13 protein-coding genes and 1 tRNA gene are annotated in these 15,881 nt (G+C 47.7%); 7 read left to right on the forward strand and 7 right to left on the reverse strand.

Annotated elements, in window-relative coordinates; genetic code table 11:
• The first annotated feature begins 229 nt into the window (after nucleotides 1-229).
• From lon to KO512_RS13690, 4 genes are all read left to right on the forward strand, one after another.
• Nucleotides 230-2,659 carry an endopeptidase La gene (gene lon / locus KO512_RS13675; RefSeq protein ID WP_215952913.1) on the forward strand — a complete coding sequence of 810 codons (2,430 nt, stop codon included), beginning with the start codon at nucleotides 230-232 and terminating at the stop codon, nucleotides 2,657-2,659.
• 127 nt (nucleotides 2,660-2,786) lie between these two features.
• Nucleotides 2,787-3,062, forward strand: a complete 276-nt coding sequence (locus tag KO512_RS13680) for an HU family DNA-binding protein (RefSeq protein WP_126158608.1) — start codon at nucleotides 2,787-2,789, stop codon at nucleotides 3,060-3,062.
• 39 nt (nucleotides 3,063-3,101) lie between these two features.
• Nucleotides 3,102-3,178 (forward strand) — tRNA-Asp (locus tag KO512_RS13685).
• 153 nt (nucleotides 3,179-3,331) lie between these two features.
• Nucleotides 3,332-5,212, forward strand: a complete 1,881-nt coding sequence (locus KO512_RS13690; protein WP_215952914.1) for a SurA N-terminal domain-containing protein — start codon at nucleotides 3,332-3,334, stop codon at nucleotides 5,210-5,212.
• Between the two features lie 128 nt (nucleotides 5,213-5,340).
• Here the strand turns inward: KO512_RS13690 and KO512_RS13695 are convergent, their stop codons facing one another.
• The 7 genes from KO512_RS13695 to gloB all read right to left on the reverse strand — a co-directional run bounded on the left by KO512_RS13695 (nucleotide 5,341) and on the right by gloB (nucleotide 13,773).
• Nucleotides 5,341-6,939 carry an ABC transporter ATP-binding protein gene (locus KO512_RS13695; RefSeq protein WP_215952915.1) on the reverse strand — a complete coding sequence of 533 codons (1,599 nt, stop codon included), beginning with the start codon at nucleotides 6,937-6,939 and terminating at the stop codon, nucleotides 5,341-5,343.
• On the reverse strand, nucleotides 6,932-7,957 hold the full coding sequence (locus KO512_RS13700; protein ID WP_252735022.1) for an ABC transporter permease: 1,026 nt from the start codon (nucleotides 7,955-7,957) through the stop codon (nucleotides 6,932-6,934). Before KO512_RS13700 ends, KO512_RS13695 begins: the two co-directional genes overlap by 8 nt.
• Before the next feature lie 31 nt (nucleotides 7,958-7,988).
• The gene (locus tag KO512_RS13705) at nucleotides 7,989-9,089 is read right to left on the reverse strand and encodes a microcin C ABC transporter permease YejB (protein WP_215952917.1); all 1,101 of its coding nucleotides are present in this window, start codon (nucleotides 9,087-9,089) and stop codon (nucleotides 7,989-7,991) included.
• A 5-nt stretch (nucleotides 9,090-9,094) separates the two neighbouring features.
• Entirely contained in the window at nucleotides 9,095-10,915 is a 1,821-nt protein-coding gene (locus tag KO512_RS13710; protein ID WP_215952918.1) for an extracellular solute-binding protein, read from the reverse strand.
• 79 nt (nucleotides 10,916-10,994) lie between these two features.
• Nucleotides 10,995-11,243, reverse strand: coding sequence for a hypothetical protein (locus KO512_RS13715; protein ID WP_215952919.1), 249 nt, complete (start codon nucleotides 11,241-11,243; stop codon nucleotides 10,995-10,997).
• Between the two features lie 35 nt (nucleotides 11,244-11,278).
• Complete coding sequence (locus KO512_RS13720; protein WP_215952920.1) at nucleotides 11,279-12,877, reverse strand: LysM peptidoglycan-binding domain-containing protein; 1,599 nt, start codon at nucleotides 12,875-12,877, stop codon at nucleotides 11,279-11,281.
• Between the two features lie 122 nt (nucleotides 12,878-12,999).
• A complete protein-coding gene (gene gloB / locus KO512_RS13725) occupies nucleotides 13,000-13,773 on the reverse strand; it encodes a hydroxyacylglutathione hydrolase (RefSeq protein ID WP_215952921.1) in 774 nt (257 codons plus the stop codon).
• A gap of 123 nt (nucleotides 13,774-13,896) precedes the next feature.
• Between gloB and KO512_RS13730 the strand changes: the two genes are divergently transcribed.
• Genes KO512_RS13730 through dnaQ form a run of 3 tightly spaced genes read left to right on the forward strand, consistent with a single transcriptional unit; the run spans nucleotide 13,897 to nucleotide 15,849 of the window.
• On the forward strand, nucleotides 13,897-14,682 hold the full coding sequence (locus KO512_RS13730) for a class I SAM-dependent methyltransferase (RefSeq protein WP_215952922.1): 786 nt from the start codon (nucleotides 13,897-13,899) through the stop codon (nucleotides 14,680-14,682).
• Nucleotides 14,666-15,112: a ribonuclease HI gene (gene rnhA, locus KO512_RS13735; protein ID WP_215952923.1), complete on the forward strand. Its 447-nt coding sequence runs from the start codon at nucleotides 14,666-14,668 to the stop codon at nucleotides 15,110-15,112. The genes KO512_RS13730 and rnhA overlap by 17 nt, the downstream gene beginning before the upstream one ends.
• A 14-nt stretch (nucleotides 15,113-15,126) precedes the next feature.
• A complete protein-coding gene (gene dnaQ / locus KO512_RS13740) occupies nucleotides 15,127-15,849 on the forward strand; it encodes a DNA polymerase III subunit epsilon (RefSeq protein ID WP_215952924.1) in 723 nt (240 codons plus the stop codon).
• Nucleotides 15,850-15,881 lie beyond the last annotated feature (32 nt).

The raw sequence follows: 15,881 nt of genomic DNA on the forward strand, positions 1-15,881 counted from the left end.
TCCGGGCTTTTTTAATTGCAAACATAATGGCCACCATTTTGGTACGTTGTTACTCTTTGAACTTACTGATAAAACGTTATTAGTTGTTGTTACTTTTTTGTGTAACTTTTATTGTAATGTGGTTGATTTTTATAGTATTAGCCCCATTTATCAGTAAGAGCGATATATCGTACAGCCCGTAACTGCTGTATCTGCCGCAGTTTCTTTCGACAAAGGAGTAAGGTCCAATATGGCACCACTCGAGAATGATAAAGAGATCACCACCACCCTGATGCCGGTTTTGCCGTTGCGTGATGTTGTTATATATCCACATATGGTGATCCCGCTGTTTGTTGGCCGGGAAAAATCAATTCAGGCCCTAGAAGCGGCGATGCTGCAGAATAAAGAAATTCTGCTGATCGCCCAGAAAAATGCGTCAGATGATGAGCCAGATGGCAAAGATCTGTTTGCAATCGGTACTGTTGCCAGTGTGCTGCAGATGCTGAAATTACCTGATGGTACAGTTAAGGTGCTCGTCGAAGGCGATTACCGTGCACGCATCGAGAAACTACATACCACGGAAGATCATTTTACCGCTGATATTACCGTTCTGCCGATTGATGAAGTTAGCCCAAACGAAGCGGAAATTTATAAGCGCACAGCGTTAGATCAGTTTGAACGTTTTGTGCAAGTGAACAAGAAGATTCCGGCCGAAGTGTTGACGTCATTAGGCTCGATCGATGAGATTGGTCGCCTAGCGGATACCATTGCTGCACATATGTCTCTTAAACTAGAGGAAAAGCAGCAAATTCTAGAAATTCTAGATGATAAGCTTCGTTTAGAGCATCTGATGGCCCTGATGGAGACCGAGATCGATCTGGTTGAAGTTGAAAAACGGATCCGTGGCCGGGTCAAGAAACAGATGGAAAAAAGCCAGCGAGAGTACTATCTGAATGAGCAGATGAAGGCGATTCAGAAAGAGCTGGGCGATCTGGATGAAAATGGCACTACGGACATCGAAGAGCTGAAAAAGCGTATCGATGAAGCCGGTATGCCGAAAGAAGCATTGGATAAAACCCTTAACGAATACAACAAGTTGAAGATGATGTCGCCGATGTCAGCTGAAGCGACCGTGGTTCGGGGCTATATCGACTGGATGTTGCAGATTCCATGGTCTAAACGTTCTAAGCTGCGTCACGATATGAAGCGTGCAGAAGCCATTCTAAATGAAGATCATTATGGCCTCGAAGAGGTTAAAGATCGCATTCTTGAATATTTAGCGGTTCAGCGCCGAGTACGTAAGTTAAAAGGTCCAATTCTCTGTTTAGTGGGGCCTCCAGGTGTGGGTAAAACTTCACTTGGTCAATCCATTGCGCGCGCAACCAATCGTCAGTATGTGCGTATGGCCTTGGGTGGCGTTCGAGATGAAGCTGAGATCCGTGGTCACCGTCGTACCTATATTGGTTCGATGCCGGGTAAGTTGATTCAGAAAATGTCCAAAGTTGGCGTGAAGAATCCACTGTTCCTGCTGGATGAGATCGATAAGATGGGCATGGATCAGCGTGGTGATCCGGCGTCTGCATTATTGGAAGTACTTGATCCAGAACAGAACAGTACTTTCAATGATCACTACTTGGAAGTTGACTACGATCTGTCTGATGTGATGTTTGTCTGTACCTCGAACTCGATGAATATTCCAGGGCCTTTGTTGGACCGTATGGAGATCATTCGGATTCCTGGCTATACCGAAGATGAAAAGTTAAATATCGCACGTAAGTATCTGATTCCTAAGCAGATGAAAACCAATGGCCTGAGGGATAAAGAACTCGCGATTGAGGACGAGGCGGTGACGGATCTGATTCGTTATTATACTCGGGAAGCGGGTGTTCGTGGCCTTGAGCGAGAGGTCGCTAAAATCTGCCGTAAGGTGATTAAAGAGGTTGCTTTAGGCGGCGATAAGAAAGCCTCGATTGTGGTGAATAGCGACAACCTTGAGAAGTATTCCGGCGTACGTAAGTGTAGCTTCGGGGTGGCCGAAGAGGAGGATCGTATCGGTCAGGTAACCGGCTTAGCTTGGACATCGGTTGGCGGTGATATCCTCACCATTGAGTCGGCGGTTGTGCCGGGTAAAGGGCGTCAGATTCGTACCGGTTCACTGGGTGAAGTGATGCAGGAATCTATACAGGCGGCGATGACGGTGGTTCGAAGTCGTGCAGAATCCTTGGGTATTAATCCTGATTTTCACGAAGAAAATGATATTCATATCCATGTTCCTGAAGGTGCGACACCAAAAGATGGCCCAAGTGCTGGCATCGGGATGTGTACTGCATTAGTATCTGTGCTCACCGGTATCCCTGTTCGCTCTGATGTAGCGATGACTGGGGAGATAACGTTGCGTGGGCAGGTGTTGCCTATCGGTGGTTTGAAAGAGAAATTACTGGCGGCGCACAGGGGTGGCATTAAAACGGTCATTATTCCAGATGAAAACAAACGTGATCTGAAGGAAATTCCTGAGAATATAAAAGCAGACCTTAAAATCTGTCCAGTAAAATGGATCGATGAGGTGTTGCAAATTGCTCTAAAATACAGTCCGGAACCATTGACTGAAGAGCAAAAAGCAAACTTTTCTGAAAAGAAAAAGCAAGCAAAAAGTGAGCGCGGGCAAATAAAACCGCATTAACTTAAAATAGTGACTAATCAAGCTGCAACCCGCTTGACACCTGAATTGTACGCTTGGTATAAGTTGTTCGTTAACTTACTGGGCTTGAGCTACAGAATATAAAAATGATTCATATAAGGGGAACAATGTGAATAAATCTGAACTAATCGACGCAATCGCCGCTTCTGCGGATATTCCAAAAGCAGCAGCCGGCCGTGCGCTGGATGCTACATTGGAATCTATCTCAGACGCTCTGCAAAAGGGTGATTCTGTTGCTCTAGTGGGCTTCGGTACCTTTGGTGTAAAAGAGCGTGCTGCGCGTACGGGTCGTAACCCTCAGACTGGTCAGCCTATTCAGATCGCTGCGGCGACTCTGCCGACTTTCAAGCCTGGTAAGGCTCTGAAAGACGCGGTTAATAAGTAATAAAAGTTAGCGCCTGATCCGTAAGGATCATTGGCACCCGGAGCGGTAGTTCAGTTGGTTAGAATACCTGCTTGTCACGCAGGAGGGCGCGGGTTCGCGTCCTGTCCGTTCCGCCAAATGTGAGATCATTAGCCGTAACAGTTAGTGTTTCTCTGGGTGACGGTAACCGGCATCAGCCGTTCCGTATTGCCAATCATATAAAAGGCGCATCCGGTTATGGATGCGCCTTTTTTTCTATTTGTACACTAGCTTAGAGGCCCAGAGGCATCATGCTTCAGAATATCCGAGATAACTCCCAGGGAATAGTTGCTAAGATCATCGTTGGTCTGATCATCGTTACCTTTGCACTGTTTGGGGTGGAGTCCCTGGTCAGCCTGACCTCAGGCTCAAATGCTCCGGCAACCGTTAATGGTGTTGAAATTAGTGAGCATGAATTGCTCCAGGGTGCAGACCTTCAGCGTCGACAGTTGTTGGCCCAGATGGGTGAAAATGCAGACCCTACACTGTTAGACGATAATCTTATTAATAAGGCAACCCTGGATAACCTGATACAGCGAGAAGTACTGGTTCAGTCTGCGGTTGACCAAGATATGGCTATTTCAGACCATATGTTGGATCAGATGATTATCAATACTCAAGACTTCCAAGTGGAAGGGGTATTTAACTCCGATCAGTATCAGGCTGTGCTGCGAAACGCTGGACTCACGCCGATGATGTATAAAGATCTGCTGCGTAAAGAGAGTCTGATTGATTACGAGCGTTCAGGTTATATGCTGTCAGCTTTCGTTCTGGATAGCGATGTTGAAAATATTATAAAACTCGATCGTGAAACCCGCGATATGGCTTACCTTAAGGTCGGCTTGAGTGATTATATGGCTAATGTATCGATTTCTGCTGACGAATTGAGTGCTTATTACGATGCGCACCTGCAGGATTTCATGACCGAAGAGCAGGTTGCCATTGAGTATCTACTGATTAATAAAGCCGACTTGCTGAAAGAGGTGACTGTTGATGAAGGTGAGTTGCAGTCGCAGTTTGATCAGCTTAAAGCGGTATTCAATGCACAAGAGCAGCGTACCGTTTCGCATATCATGGTAGAAGTATCAGATGATGTTGATGATGCGACAGCACTGGCTAAAGCACAAGCGCTGCAGGAAAGACTGGCAGCCGGTGAAGATTTTGCCGCGTTAGCGCAGACTGAATCTGATGATCCTGGTTCAGCGGCTTCTGGTGGTGATCTGGGTGTTTATCAAAACGGTATGCTGGATGGCCCATTTGAACAGGCCGTTTATGGCTTGAAAAAAGGTGAAGTGTCAGAACCGATCCGTACCGCGTTTGGTTATCATTTGATTAAGTTAACTGATTTGTCTGAGTCGAAACCGCCTGTTTTCGATGAGGTGAAAGACGAGCTGATTGCTGAGCAGATGGAAAACAAAGTCGAGCAGCTTTATGTTGAGCGTGTTGGTCAGTTAACTGATCTGTCATTCTCTTCCGGTGATCTGCAAGAGCCCGCTGCTGAGTTGGGGCTGAATATTGTCGAAGTTAAGCCCTTTGGCCGTCAAGGTGGCGATGATGAAATTACGACTAATCCACGTGTCATTCGTGCTGCTTTCAATGAAGAGCTTATTCGTGATGGCTTAAACAGTGATCCAATCGAGCTAGATTCTGGGCGTACACTGGTGCTGCGTATTAAAGAACATATACGCCCACGTCAGTTGAGCGAAGATGAGGTTAAGCCGCAGATTACTGAGATCCTTACTCAGCAGAAAGCAGGTGAGGCATTAGAAGCGTCCCTGAGTGCTGAGTTGCAAAAGCTGGAGCAAGGGGCTGAACGTACTTCAATCAACGGTGCTGAATGGTTGGTAGAGGATGACGTTAGCCGTACGAACCGGGCTCAGCCTGCTGAGATCATGTCTGCCGTGTTTAAGTTGCCTAAGCCTGATCAGGTCGCATCATATAGCTTGATTACGTTGCAAGACGGTTCTAGGGCAATTGTAGCGGTCACAGCGGTAAATGAGCCTGATCTCTCTGAGGTAACAGCAGAGGAGCGTCAAGCGATGCGTAATGTGCTGGGACAGCGTTCTGGTCAGTTTGATTACCAAGCGATGATTGAAGCACGTACAAACGCTGCTGAGATTGAGCGTCTCTAATGGCTCTCTAATCGTCAGGCGTCATAAAAAAGGCCGATACGTTATGTATCGGCCTTTTTTTTAATGTTTTTTTAGAGGGGTACTAAGTCGAGGTTAATTAAGCTAACAGAGGTGTTTTGTTGGCATGCTTAGCTGTCACTGAATGCGGCATTGAGCAGTCGACGGGTATAGGCTTGGGTTGGCTGGTTAAATAGCTCTGCTGCGGGTCCTTGTTCGACTACATCGCCATGCTGTAGGACGAGTAGGTCATGGCTGAGGGCCTTGACGACAGCTAGGTCGTGGCTAATAAAAATATAGCTCAGTTGATAACGGTGCTGTAATTCACGCAGTAGTTCAATAATCTGGGCCTGTACCGTTCGGTCCAATGCGGAAGTGGGCTCATCTAAAATAATTAATTCAGGCTTTAAGATAACCGCTCGGGCAATCGCAATACGTTGCCGTTGTCCTCCGGAAAATTCATGGGGATAGCGGTGACGATCATCGGGGTCAAGCCCCACTTCTCGCAGGACATCAATAATCATCTGCTGGCGTTCATTGGCTAAGCCGATGTTATGAATTTCTAAACCTTCGTTAATCGAATCGGCAACGGACATCCGTGGACTTAGGCTGCCATAGGGGTCCTGAAAGACAATCTGCATCCTGCGACGTAATGGTTTTATCTCGCGTTGATTAAGGGTGTTGATTGAAGTGCCGGCAAACTGTATTTCGCCCTCAGACCTAATCAGTCGCAGAATGGCAAGCCCTAAGGTTGTTTTACCTGAACCACTTTCGCCGACCACGCCGAGTGTGCGGCCGCTGTAAAGTTTGATGTTACAGGGGTTAACGGCTTTGATGTAATCCACGGTTTTCTTTAGCAGTCCCCGTTTAATGGGGAACCATACTTTAAGATCTTGGGTCTGCAGTATCGGCGTGCCACTGGGGGCGACAGCCGGTGGTTGACCGCTGGGTTCTGCATTTAACAGTTTGAGGGTGTACGGATGCTGTGGTTCAGCAAAAAGCTGAGCCGTTGTATTGTGCTCAACGATCGATCCTTGATACATCACACAGACATCGTCGCTATAGCGACGCACGATATTGAGATCGTGGGTGATTAGCAGTACCGACATACCGAGTTTTTGCTGTAATGACTGCAGTAATTCGAGGATTTGTTCCTGAATGGTGACATCCAGCGCCGTGGTGGGTTCATCGGCAATCAGTAACTCGGGATCATTGGCCAGTGCCATGGCAATCATTACCCGTTGGCGCTGGCCGCCGGATAGCTCATGAGGGTAGCTATTAAGGCGTTTCTCAGCGTCCTGTATGCCGACAAGTTGGAGTAGCTCTAATGTTCGCTCCCGGGCTTGTGGCCCCGTCAGACCTTTATGCAGCAGTAGCGTCTCACCAATCTGGCGGGCGATGTTATGCAGCGGGTTGAGTGAGGTCATGGGCTCTTGAAAAATGACACTGATACGATCTCCTCGTAGGGCGCGCATCTGCGCTTCACTATTTTGTAACAGGTCTTTGCCTTGGTAGAAAATTTCACCGCTTGGGTGGCTAGCTTTAGGGTAGGGCAATAGCTTCAGGATCGACATCGCGGTAACGGATTTACCCGAGCCCGATTCGCCCACCAGCGCCATAATCTTACCCGCTTTGATATCAAAACTAATCTGTTTAACCGCATCAACCGCTTGGCTGTTTTGGCCAAAGCGCACCGATAGCTTGCGCACGGATAGCAGGGCATCAGTCATTGAACGTCTTCCTCGGGTCAAAAGCATCACGAACGGCTTCGCCGATAAAAATTAACAGTGTCAGCATAATAGAGAGAGACACAAAGGCGGTTAGTCCAAGCCAAGGGGCGTGGAGGTTGGCTTTGCCCTGTGCGACTAATTCACCCAGTGACGCAGATCCCGGTGGTAAGCCGAAACCAAGAAAGTCTAATGCCGTGAGTGTGACTAACGAGCCATTAAAGATAAAAGGCATAAAGGTGAGTGTGGCCACCATCGCATTCGGTAAAATATGACGGAACATGATTAAGCGGTTGCCTAACCCCAGTGCGCGTGCCGCGCGGACATATTCTAAATTACGCCCTCTGAGGAATTCAGCTCTGACCACATCCACCAGTTGCATCCAGGAAAATAGTAGCATGATACCAAGCAGCCACCAGAAGTTAGGCTGGACGATGCTAGCAAGAATGATCAGTAAGAATAGCACCGGCATACCGGACCAAATCTCAATAAATCGTTGGAAAAATAGATCGACTTTGCCGCCGTAATAACCTTGGACTGCACCGGCCGCAACGCCAATAATAGAGCTGATGATTGTCAGCGTTAAGGCAAATAATACCGACACTCGAAAGCCATAGATAACGCGGGCGAGTACATCTCGGCCTTGGTCATCGGTGCCCAGTAGGTTGTCACTGCTCGGTGGAGAGGGGGCTGGTACAGGGAGATCCTGATTGATGGTGCGATAGCTGAAGCGGATAGGAGGCCAGAGTATCCAGCCGCCTTGACCGGTGATTAGCTCTTGAATATAGGGATCTTTGTAATCAGCAAAGGTATCGAACTCACCGTCGAACACCAGTTCAGAATAATCCACCATGACCGGATAGTAGAAACTGTTGTCGTAGCGAATTAGCAGGGGTTTATCGTTGGCTATGAGTTCGGCAAATAGGCTGCTGATAAATAGCGCCAAAAACAACCATAGCGCCCAGTAGCCGCGACGATTATTGCAAAAGTTTTGCAATCTGCGTTGGTTGATTGGGCTCATTTTATTTCGTTTGAACAGTGACAGCATGTGTTTAGTTTTCTCTGCTTTCAAAGTCTATTCGGGGATCTACCGCAACGTAGGTGAGATCACTCACCAGTTTCAGTAATAGGCCGATCAGGGTGAAAATGTATAAGGTGCCAAAGATAACCGGATAGTCCCGTTTAATAACTGCCTCATAGCCGAGCAAGCCAATACCATCGAGTGAGAAAATCACCTCAATCAGCATTGAGCCGGTAAAGAAAATACCGATCAGGGCGGCGGGCATACCGGCGATGATCAGCAGCATCGCATTACGAAACACATGGCCATAAAGCACTTGGTTTTCTGATAAGCCTTTGGCGCGGGCGGTGATGACATACTGTTTGTTTATTTCATCGAGGAAGGAGTTTTTGGTCAGCATCGAAAGTGTCGCAAAGCTGCCAATAACCGATACCAATACTGGCAGAGTGATATGCCAGAAGTAGTCTTTAACTTGACCCCATGCGCTGAGCTGGTCGAAGTCTGGGGACGTGAGCCCCCGCAGTGGAAACCAACTGAAATAGGTCCCCCCAGCGAACAGCACAATCAGCAGAATGGCGAACAGAAAGTTAGGGATGGCATAACCGATAATAATGATCGAACTGCTCCAAACATCAAACGGTGTACCATCACGTACCGCTTTTTTGATCCCCAGTGGTACGGCGACCAGATAGGTGATTAGCGTTGTCCATAGGCCTAAAGATATCGATACAGGGAGTTTTTCGATAATCAGATCCGTGACCTTTTTGCCGCTGAACAGACTTTCGCCAAAATCGAAGACAAGGTAGTTTTTTAGCATCTGAAAAAAGCGTTCGTGGGCCGGTTTGTCAAAACCGAACTGCGCCTCAATCTGTTTGACCAGTTGTGGATCAAGGCCGCGACCACCCCGATAAGTACTGCTATTCTCGGTAGCGGAGGGTGATCCACCACTGAGGTCTGATTGGGCTGAGCCATCAAAGCGGGCAGTCGCGCTGGTGTTTAATCCTTGAAGGTTGGCAATAGTCTGCTCAACGGGGCCGCCGGGAGCGGCTTGCACAATCAAAAAATTGATCGTCAAAATACCTAGCAAAGTCGGAATAATTAGCAACAGACGTCGCAGGATATAAGCCGCCATAGTGGTTATTGCTCCACTTTATCGGGTTTGATCCACCAAGTGTCGAACCCGAGTGAATATTTTGGATGTATTGCGGGGAAATCAAATTTATTCCAATAAGCTACTCGATAGCTATTGATGTGGTATTGCGGGATCACATAATGATTCCACTGCAATACACGATCTAGGGCGCGGGTTCTCAATACGAGTTGCTGTCTATTTGGCGCTTGAATCAGTTGATCTATGAGGTAGTCAATGGCTGGGTTTTTAATACCAATCATGTTGCGGCTGCCCGGTTGATCGGCGGTGCTAGAATGCCAGTATTCCCGTTGCTCATTACCCGGCGAGCTAGACTGACCGAATCCGCTAACAATCACATCAAAATCGAAATTACGGACTCGGTTGATGTACTGCGACGCATCGATCACTCGTACTGTCGGTTTTATTCCCATGCGTTCAAGGTTACGACTGAATGGCGCGACAATGCGTTCAAAGGCAGGCTGAACCAGTAGAATTTCAAAGGTCATCTGCTTGCCGTTAGGCCCCAATAGAAGGCCGTCTTTTAGTTCCCAACCAGCGCTTTTTAGTAACCGCAGGGCAGAGCGTAGCTGTCCCCGTGTTTTACCATCACCTTTTGTAGAGGGCGCTTTGTAGACCTGTGTGAATACCTCAGGTGGTACTTGATCGCGAATCGGTTCGAGAATCTTTAGCTCTTCCGCGGTGGGTAGTTCAGTGGCTGCCATTTCCGAATTTGAAAAGAAGCTATGGGTTCGGGTGTAGGCGTTATAGAAAATATTTTTATTGGTCCATTCAAAATCAAAGGCGTAAGCCAGTGCCTGACGAACGCGGCTATCCGAGAAGTAGGGCTTGCGGGTATTGAGTATAAACGCCTGCATGCCGGTAGGGTTTTCGTGGACGATATTGCGGGTGATGATTTTGCCGTCATCAAACACTGCACCTTTATAGCCGGTGGCCCACTGTTTGGATGATGTTTCTTGACGGAAATCGTATTCACCGCCTTTGAAGGCTTCAAGGGCTACATTACCATCTTTGTAATAGTCATAACGGATGTTATCAAAATTAAAACGGCCGCGGTTAACGGGAAGGTCGGCGCCCCAGTAATCAGGGTTGCGTTTATAAATGATGGTGCGGCCGGCATCAAAGCTGTCAATCACATAAGGGCCGGAGCCGACAGGCACTTCGAGGCTTGGCTTACTGAAGTCACGTTGTTCCCAGTAATGTTTAGGTAGGATGCTGACTTCACCGACAATTAACGGTAGTTCTCGGTTTTCGCTGGCACTGAAGCTGAATTTCACTCGTCGCTCAGAGAGCGCCTCAATGGCAGAGATCTCACGGTAATAGGATTGGTAAAAGGGTGAACCCTGTTCGCGGAGTAATTTAAAGCTATAGATGACATCTTCAGCGGTCACCGGTTGACCATCGCTGAAGCGGGCTTTGGGGTTGAGGTTGAAAATAATCCAGCTGCGATCGTCTGCCACTTCAAGCGATTCAGCCAGTAAGCCGTAGAGGGAAAAGGCTTCATCCTGAGCGCGGGTTAACAGGGAATCATAAATTAGGCCAATGCCATCAGCGGCTGCGCCTTTAATAATAAAAGGGTTGAAGCTGTCAAAGGTGCCTATTGCATCTTGTGAAACGGTGCCGCCTTTCGGTGCATCAGGGTTGACGTAATCAAAGTGCTGAAAGCCCTGCGGGTACTTCAGGTCGCCATACATAGAGATTGCGTGTTGTGGTGTGGCTGCTTGTAATGGTGCTGCAAGAGAGCCGATCAGAGTTGCAGATAACAGGAAAGCCGTTGATATCTGCTTAGATAACTGTTTGAAATTCATCCGTAATTATCCAGCCAGAGTGATAATCTGTTAATTTATAACAGGGGGATTGGGTTATAGCTAGTTATATGAGTACGGATTAGCGGTTTTGTTCAAATTCTGTGGCCAGATCGGTCAGACGTTGGTGTTGTAGCTTGCGTTTGACCTTGGCGGCTTTCATCTCGATCAGGTGTTGAGTTAGAAAACGATGCTTATGCTCATCGCCCTCAGCAAGCCCTTTGATTAGATCTTGGTCCATCCAATGACTGATCTTATGGTACAAAACGAACTTAAACAGCAACGCAGTTGCGGTAGCAAAGATGATAATGCCGATACTGAGTGCGTCCATATTAAGCTCTCCTGCTGTATGTGGTTAGAGTCGACTTAGTGCGCTTCGGTAATATCAACATACAGTGTTAGGTTTTGTCCAGGTTGCAAATAGTGTCTTTGCTCTAGTTTATTCCAGCGTTTGATATCACTCACCGTCACACTGAAGCGGCTGGCAATCGTCGATAATGAGTCACCATTGCGAACAGAATAACCAATACGTTTGATCATCTGTTCGTCACTGCGACTCAGTACTTTTTGCTGATCGGCTTTCAATATAGTGAGTGTATGACCGACTCGTAAAAGATCACCCGGGGCTATCTGATTCCAGGCGGTCAGTTCTCGTACACTGACATTATGTTTTTGGGCAATGCTCCATAAGCTATCACCCGATTTAACTTGGTAATTGATCTTGGCGCGCTTGCTTGTTGCTAGTTGATTTTGTTTTCGGTTAAAGCGCTGAGATTGGCTCAGTGAATATTCGCTCGACTCATGCTTTGCGCTGGGAATCAGTAGGTAACGTCCAGCACGAATCGTGTTACTGCTGAGCTTATTGGCATGACGAATCACTGCCGAGGTGGTTTTATATTGTTTAGCAATCGTGCTGATAGTGTCGCCTTGGCGTATTTTATGACGGCTCCAATTGACCCGTTGGTCGGAGGGTAATGTTGCTAGTTGCTGGCGAAACTGTTCCGCCGTCGCAGCAGGGATTAGCAGCCGGTGAGGGCCGTCAGGATCGGTTGCCCAACGATTAAATCCTGGGTTCAGTTGGTATAGTTCTTGGGTTGAAATATTACTGAGTTCAGCGGCTTGTGCCAGATCAATTTGGCTATCAAGCTCAACTTGTTCGAATACCGGTTTATTCGCTAGCGGTGTCAGTGCTAGGTTAGATTGCTCTGCATCACGGATAAGGCGAGAGACGGCTAAGAGTTTAGGTACGTAGGCGCGTGTTTCTTTTGGTAGGTTGAGAGACCAGAAATCAGTCTTAAGCCCTTTTGCCTTATTATGGCGGATCGCCTTTGAAACCGTGCCGCCACCACAATTATAGGCCGCTAACGCTAATTCCCAGTCATCAAATCGGCGATGCAGTTGCTGTAGATAGGTTAACGCAGCATCGGTTGAGGCGATAATGTCGCGGCGCCCGTCATACCACCAGCTGGATTTTAGGCCGAAATGTTTGGCTGTTCCTGGTATGAACTGCCAAGGACCGGCGGCTCGACCATAAGAATAGGCAAACGGATCATAGGCGCTTTCAACAATTGGCAGTAAAGCGATCTCTGCAGGCATGTCACGCGCGATCACTTCATTCAGAATATAGTAGTAATAACGGCTGGCACGATTAGTAACCCGTTGCATATATTCTGGATGCTTTTTATACCACTCAAACTGCTTTTGTAGCCGAGGGTATGGACTATCGAGACTCAGCTGCATATGTTCGCGGGTCAGCTGCCACAGATCATCGGTTGTTTCGGCTGGCAGATGAGTTTCGGGGCGGCTGGCCTCGTTTACTTTATCTTCAGCAATGGAATGAATGACCTGACGTTGTGCCTGTGATGCTTGAACAGATTCTGGTTCTTGGATAACCAGATTATTCTGACAGCCCGTAAGGACAAGCCCGGCAGCGGTGAGTACGACTAATTTTCTGACCAACTGCATTGAACGCGATGCCTATAATAAAGTGAAGGCAGCATTTTATGGGGCCATTATCGATGGGTCAACCGTTAATGCCCCTTGGGTGTGTCATATCAATAGTCTTTGATTTAAAAGTAAATTAGCCATCAAAATTGATTTTTCCATTGGCGTAGCGAGGCAAAGATAGCAATCTCGGATGATAGCGGGCTATGAGCAAACTGTTCAGCGGATTGTTTGACCGTTGTTTCATTGTATCGAAGGAAGGGGTTAATCTGCTTCTCCGTCGCGATGGTACTAGGCAGGGTGGGTAAGCCAGCTTCGCGTTGTTGGGTGCAGCGTTCAATTGCCGCGGTTATCTGAGGGTTGGTTGGCTCAACGGCGGCGGCAAAGGCTAAGTTGGCCAAAGAGTATTCATGGGTGCAGTAAACCTCAGTGGTATCAGGCAAGCTTTTAAAATATTCCATCGCTTCGTGCATCTGTTCTGGGCTGCCTTCAAATAGTCTGCCGCAGCCGGCTAAAAACAGTGTGTCTCCACAAAACAGCTGTGGGGTGGTATTCGCTAAATAGTAGCTGATATGGTCAAGAGTATGGCCGGGCACTGCGTGGATTGTCAGTAACTGTCCCATTAATTCAATCTGGTCGTCGTTGACCAGTTTATGGCTGATACCTTCGAACGGTGAGTTTGCTGGGCCATAGACTTCGGCGGCATGTTCAAGATGAAGCTGATTAACGCCACCGGTATGGTCATCGTGGTGATGGGTAACCAGAATCGCGGTTAACTGAAGGTTGTTATCTTTCAAATAGCGATTGACGACATCAGCGTCTCCGGGGTCTACCACTGCGACTGCTTGAGAATTGGGTACTGTCAGTGCCCAAATATAGTTATCATTAAAAGCAGGAATCGGGGTGACATTAAACATTTTAGGCCTCGGCTGAATCAGATTTGTCAGATATAGTAGTGCAGGATAAACCCTAAAGGCGGATGTTCTCGCCTTATTGCAAGACTAACCTATTCAAAGCGGAGCGTTAAGCGCTAATAATGTATGGTTTTTAAACGACAGCCCCCTCTTGATGAATGGTTACCTGAATTGCGTCAGTGGTTTGCCACCGACCTTGGACAGCAGCTACTGGCGTCTGAGCAGGCGCTACTTGATCGCTTGTTACCAACTATGTTTGGTTATCATCTATTACAGATCAGTATCGATAATCGCTTGGACCTCGTTCATGAAAGTCCGGTGCGGCATCAGGTTAAGGTTAACCCGCGAACAGAGTTGGGGTTGCCGGATAGCGCGGTGATTGCGCGAAATGAAGAGCTGCCATTTGAGAATAATAGTATCGATGTGGTGGTGCTTCATCATGCGCTTGATTATGCGCAAAGTCCGCATCAGGTATTGCGTGAAGCCGCTCGAGTCATAAGGCCTGGTGGTTATTTACTCAATGTGGGTTTTAATCCAATCAGTTGGTGGGGTGTCTATCGTAAGCTTAAATTTAATAAGAATACGGTGCCATGGCAGGGGCATTTTATTAGTCCTCAGCGGATGCATGATTGGCTTGCCCTGTTAGAATTGACGGTGGTAAAAGAGCTGTCAGATTATTATCCTTTACCCTTTGAAAAAGAGTCTTGGCGTCATCGTTCCCGATTGCTTGATGCGCTAACACGGCGCTGCTCATCCCATTGCGGTGCTTTTATGTTGCAGGTTGCACGTAAAGATGTTGGCGGTATGACCCCTATTGAACCGGTCAAAAAGCAGCGTAAGCTAATTAATTTGCCGTTGGTTGAACCATCAACCCGCGGTGCCCGAGGAAGTGTGAGTGAAGAAAAAAATTAAGATCTATACCGATGGTGCTTGTAAAGGGAATCCTGGTCCTGGTGGCTGGGGGGCAGTACTGCAATATGGTGAACATGCAAAAGAGTTGTTCGGCGGTGAATTAACCACCACCAATAATCGGATGGAGCTGATGGCGGCGATCGAGGCTTTGTTGATACTCAAGGAGCCCTGCGACATCATTCTGACGACGGATTCTCAATATGTGCGCAAGGGAATTACTGAATGGCTAGCTGGCTGGAAACGAAATGGCTGGAAAACGGCGGCGAAGAAGCCCGTTAAAAATGCCGATCTCTGGCAGCGTCTCGATGAGCAAAACGCACGGCATCAGATCGAGTGGAAGTGGGTGAAAGGGCACAGCGGTCATCCTGGCAATGAACTGGCGGATCAACTGGCTAACCGAGGGGTCGAACAGGCCCTGCAACAGGCGTAAGTGATAGATACCTAATGAGACAAATTATACTGGATACCGAAACCACGGGTATCGACCCGAAAGAGGGTCATCGAATTATCGAGATTGGTTGTGTTGAGATGATGAATCGTCGACTGACGGGGCGTACCTATCATCGTTATCTCAACCCGGATCGTCTGATTGAAGAGGAGGCGATGCAGGTGCACGGTATCACCAATGAGTCTTTGCTGGATAAGCCTCGTTTTCCTGACATTCAGGATGAGTTTCTGCATTTTATACGTGGTGCGGATTTGGTTATTCATAATGCGCCCTTCGATGTGGGCTTTATGGATAATGAGCTGCGACTCAATAACCATGCTGAGCGGATCAAAGATTTTTGTCAGGTGACCGATACTTTGGCGCTCGCCAGAAAGAAACATCCTGGGCAGAAAAACAATCTAGATGCCTTGTGTCGTCGTTATGGGATAGATAACAGTCATCGTGAGTTGCACGGCGCATTGCTCGACTCTGAGATTCTGGCTGATGTGTATCTGATGCTGACCGGTGGGCAGAAGAACCTACTATTGGCAGGGGAGGAGGACGGCCATGATGGTGTTGATCAGATTCGACGGCTCAATAATAGCAGTGCTTTAAATCTGACTGTACGCCATGCAGGTGCGGCAGAACTTGAGGCGCACAATGCCTATATTAGTCGGCTGGATAGTAAGGCGGGTAGTATCTGGAGCCAGATAGGTGTGATCCCAAGCGAGACGGAGTAATCGTTGTTGATGGGCTCGTAAGGTAGGGACAT

The organism is Amphritea atlantica (genome assembly GCF_018860855.1).
GTDB classification, from domain to species: Bacteria; Pseudomonadota; Gammaproteobacteria; order Pseudomonadales; family Balneatricaceae; genus Amphritea; species Amphritea atlantica_A.

What these genes read in the sequence shown, in the direction of transcription:
- KO512_RS13705 (WP_215952917.1), bottom strand. Translation starts at nt 9,089, where the DNA reads ATGGCGGCTTATATCCTGCGACGTCTGTTGCTAATTATTCCGACTTTG.
- KO512_RS13690 (WP_215952914.1), top strand. Translation starts at nt 3,332, where the DNA reads ATGCTTCAGAATATCCGAGATAACTCCCAGGGAATAGTTGCTAAGATC.
- KO512_RS13730 (WP_215952922.1), top strand. Translation starts at nt 13,897, where the DNA reads ATGGTTTTTAAACGACAGCCCCCTCTTGATGAATGGTTACCTGAATTG.
- KO512_RS13695 (WP_215952915.1), bottom strand. Translation starts at nt 6,939, where the DNA reads ATGACTGATGCCCTGCTATCCGTGCGCAAGCTATCGGTGCGCTTTGGC.
- gloB (WP_215952921.1), bottom strand. Translation starts at nt 13,773, where the DNA reads ATGTTTAATGTCACCCCGATTCCTGCTTTTAATGATAACTATATTTGG.
- dnaQ (WP_215952924.1), top strand. Translation starts at nt 15,127, where the DNA reads ATGAGACAAATTATACTGGATACCGAAACCACGGGTATCGACCCGAAA.
- lon (WP_215952913.1), top strand. Translation starts at nt 230, where the DNA reads ATGGCACCACTCGAGAATGATAAAGAGATCACCACCACCCTGATGCCG.
- KO512_RS13720 (WP_215952920.1), bottom strand. Translation starts at nt 12,877, where the DNA reads ATGCAGTTGGTCAGAAAATTAGTCGTACTCACCGCTGCCGGGCTTGTC.
- KO512_RS13700 (WP_252735022.1), bottom strand. Translation starts at nt 7,957, where the DNA reads ATGAGCCCAATCAACCAACGCAGATTGCAAAACTTTTGCAATAATCGT.
- KO512_RS13710 (WP_215952918.1), bottom strand. Translation starts at nt 10,915, where the DNA reads ATGAATTTCAAACAGTTATCTAAGCAGATATCAACGGCTTTCCTGTTA.
- KO512_RS13715 (WP_215952919.1), bottom strand. Translation starts at nt 11,243, where the DNA reads ATGGACGCACTCAGTATCGGCATTATCATCTTTGCTACCGCAACTGCG.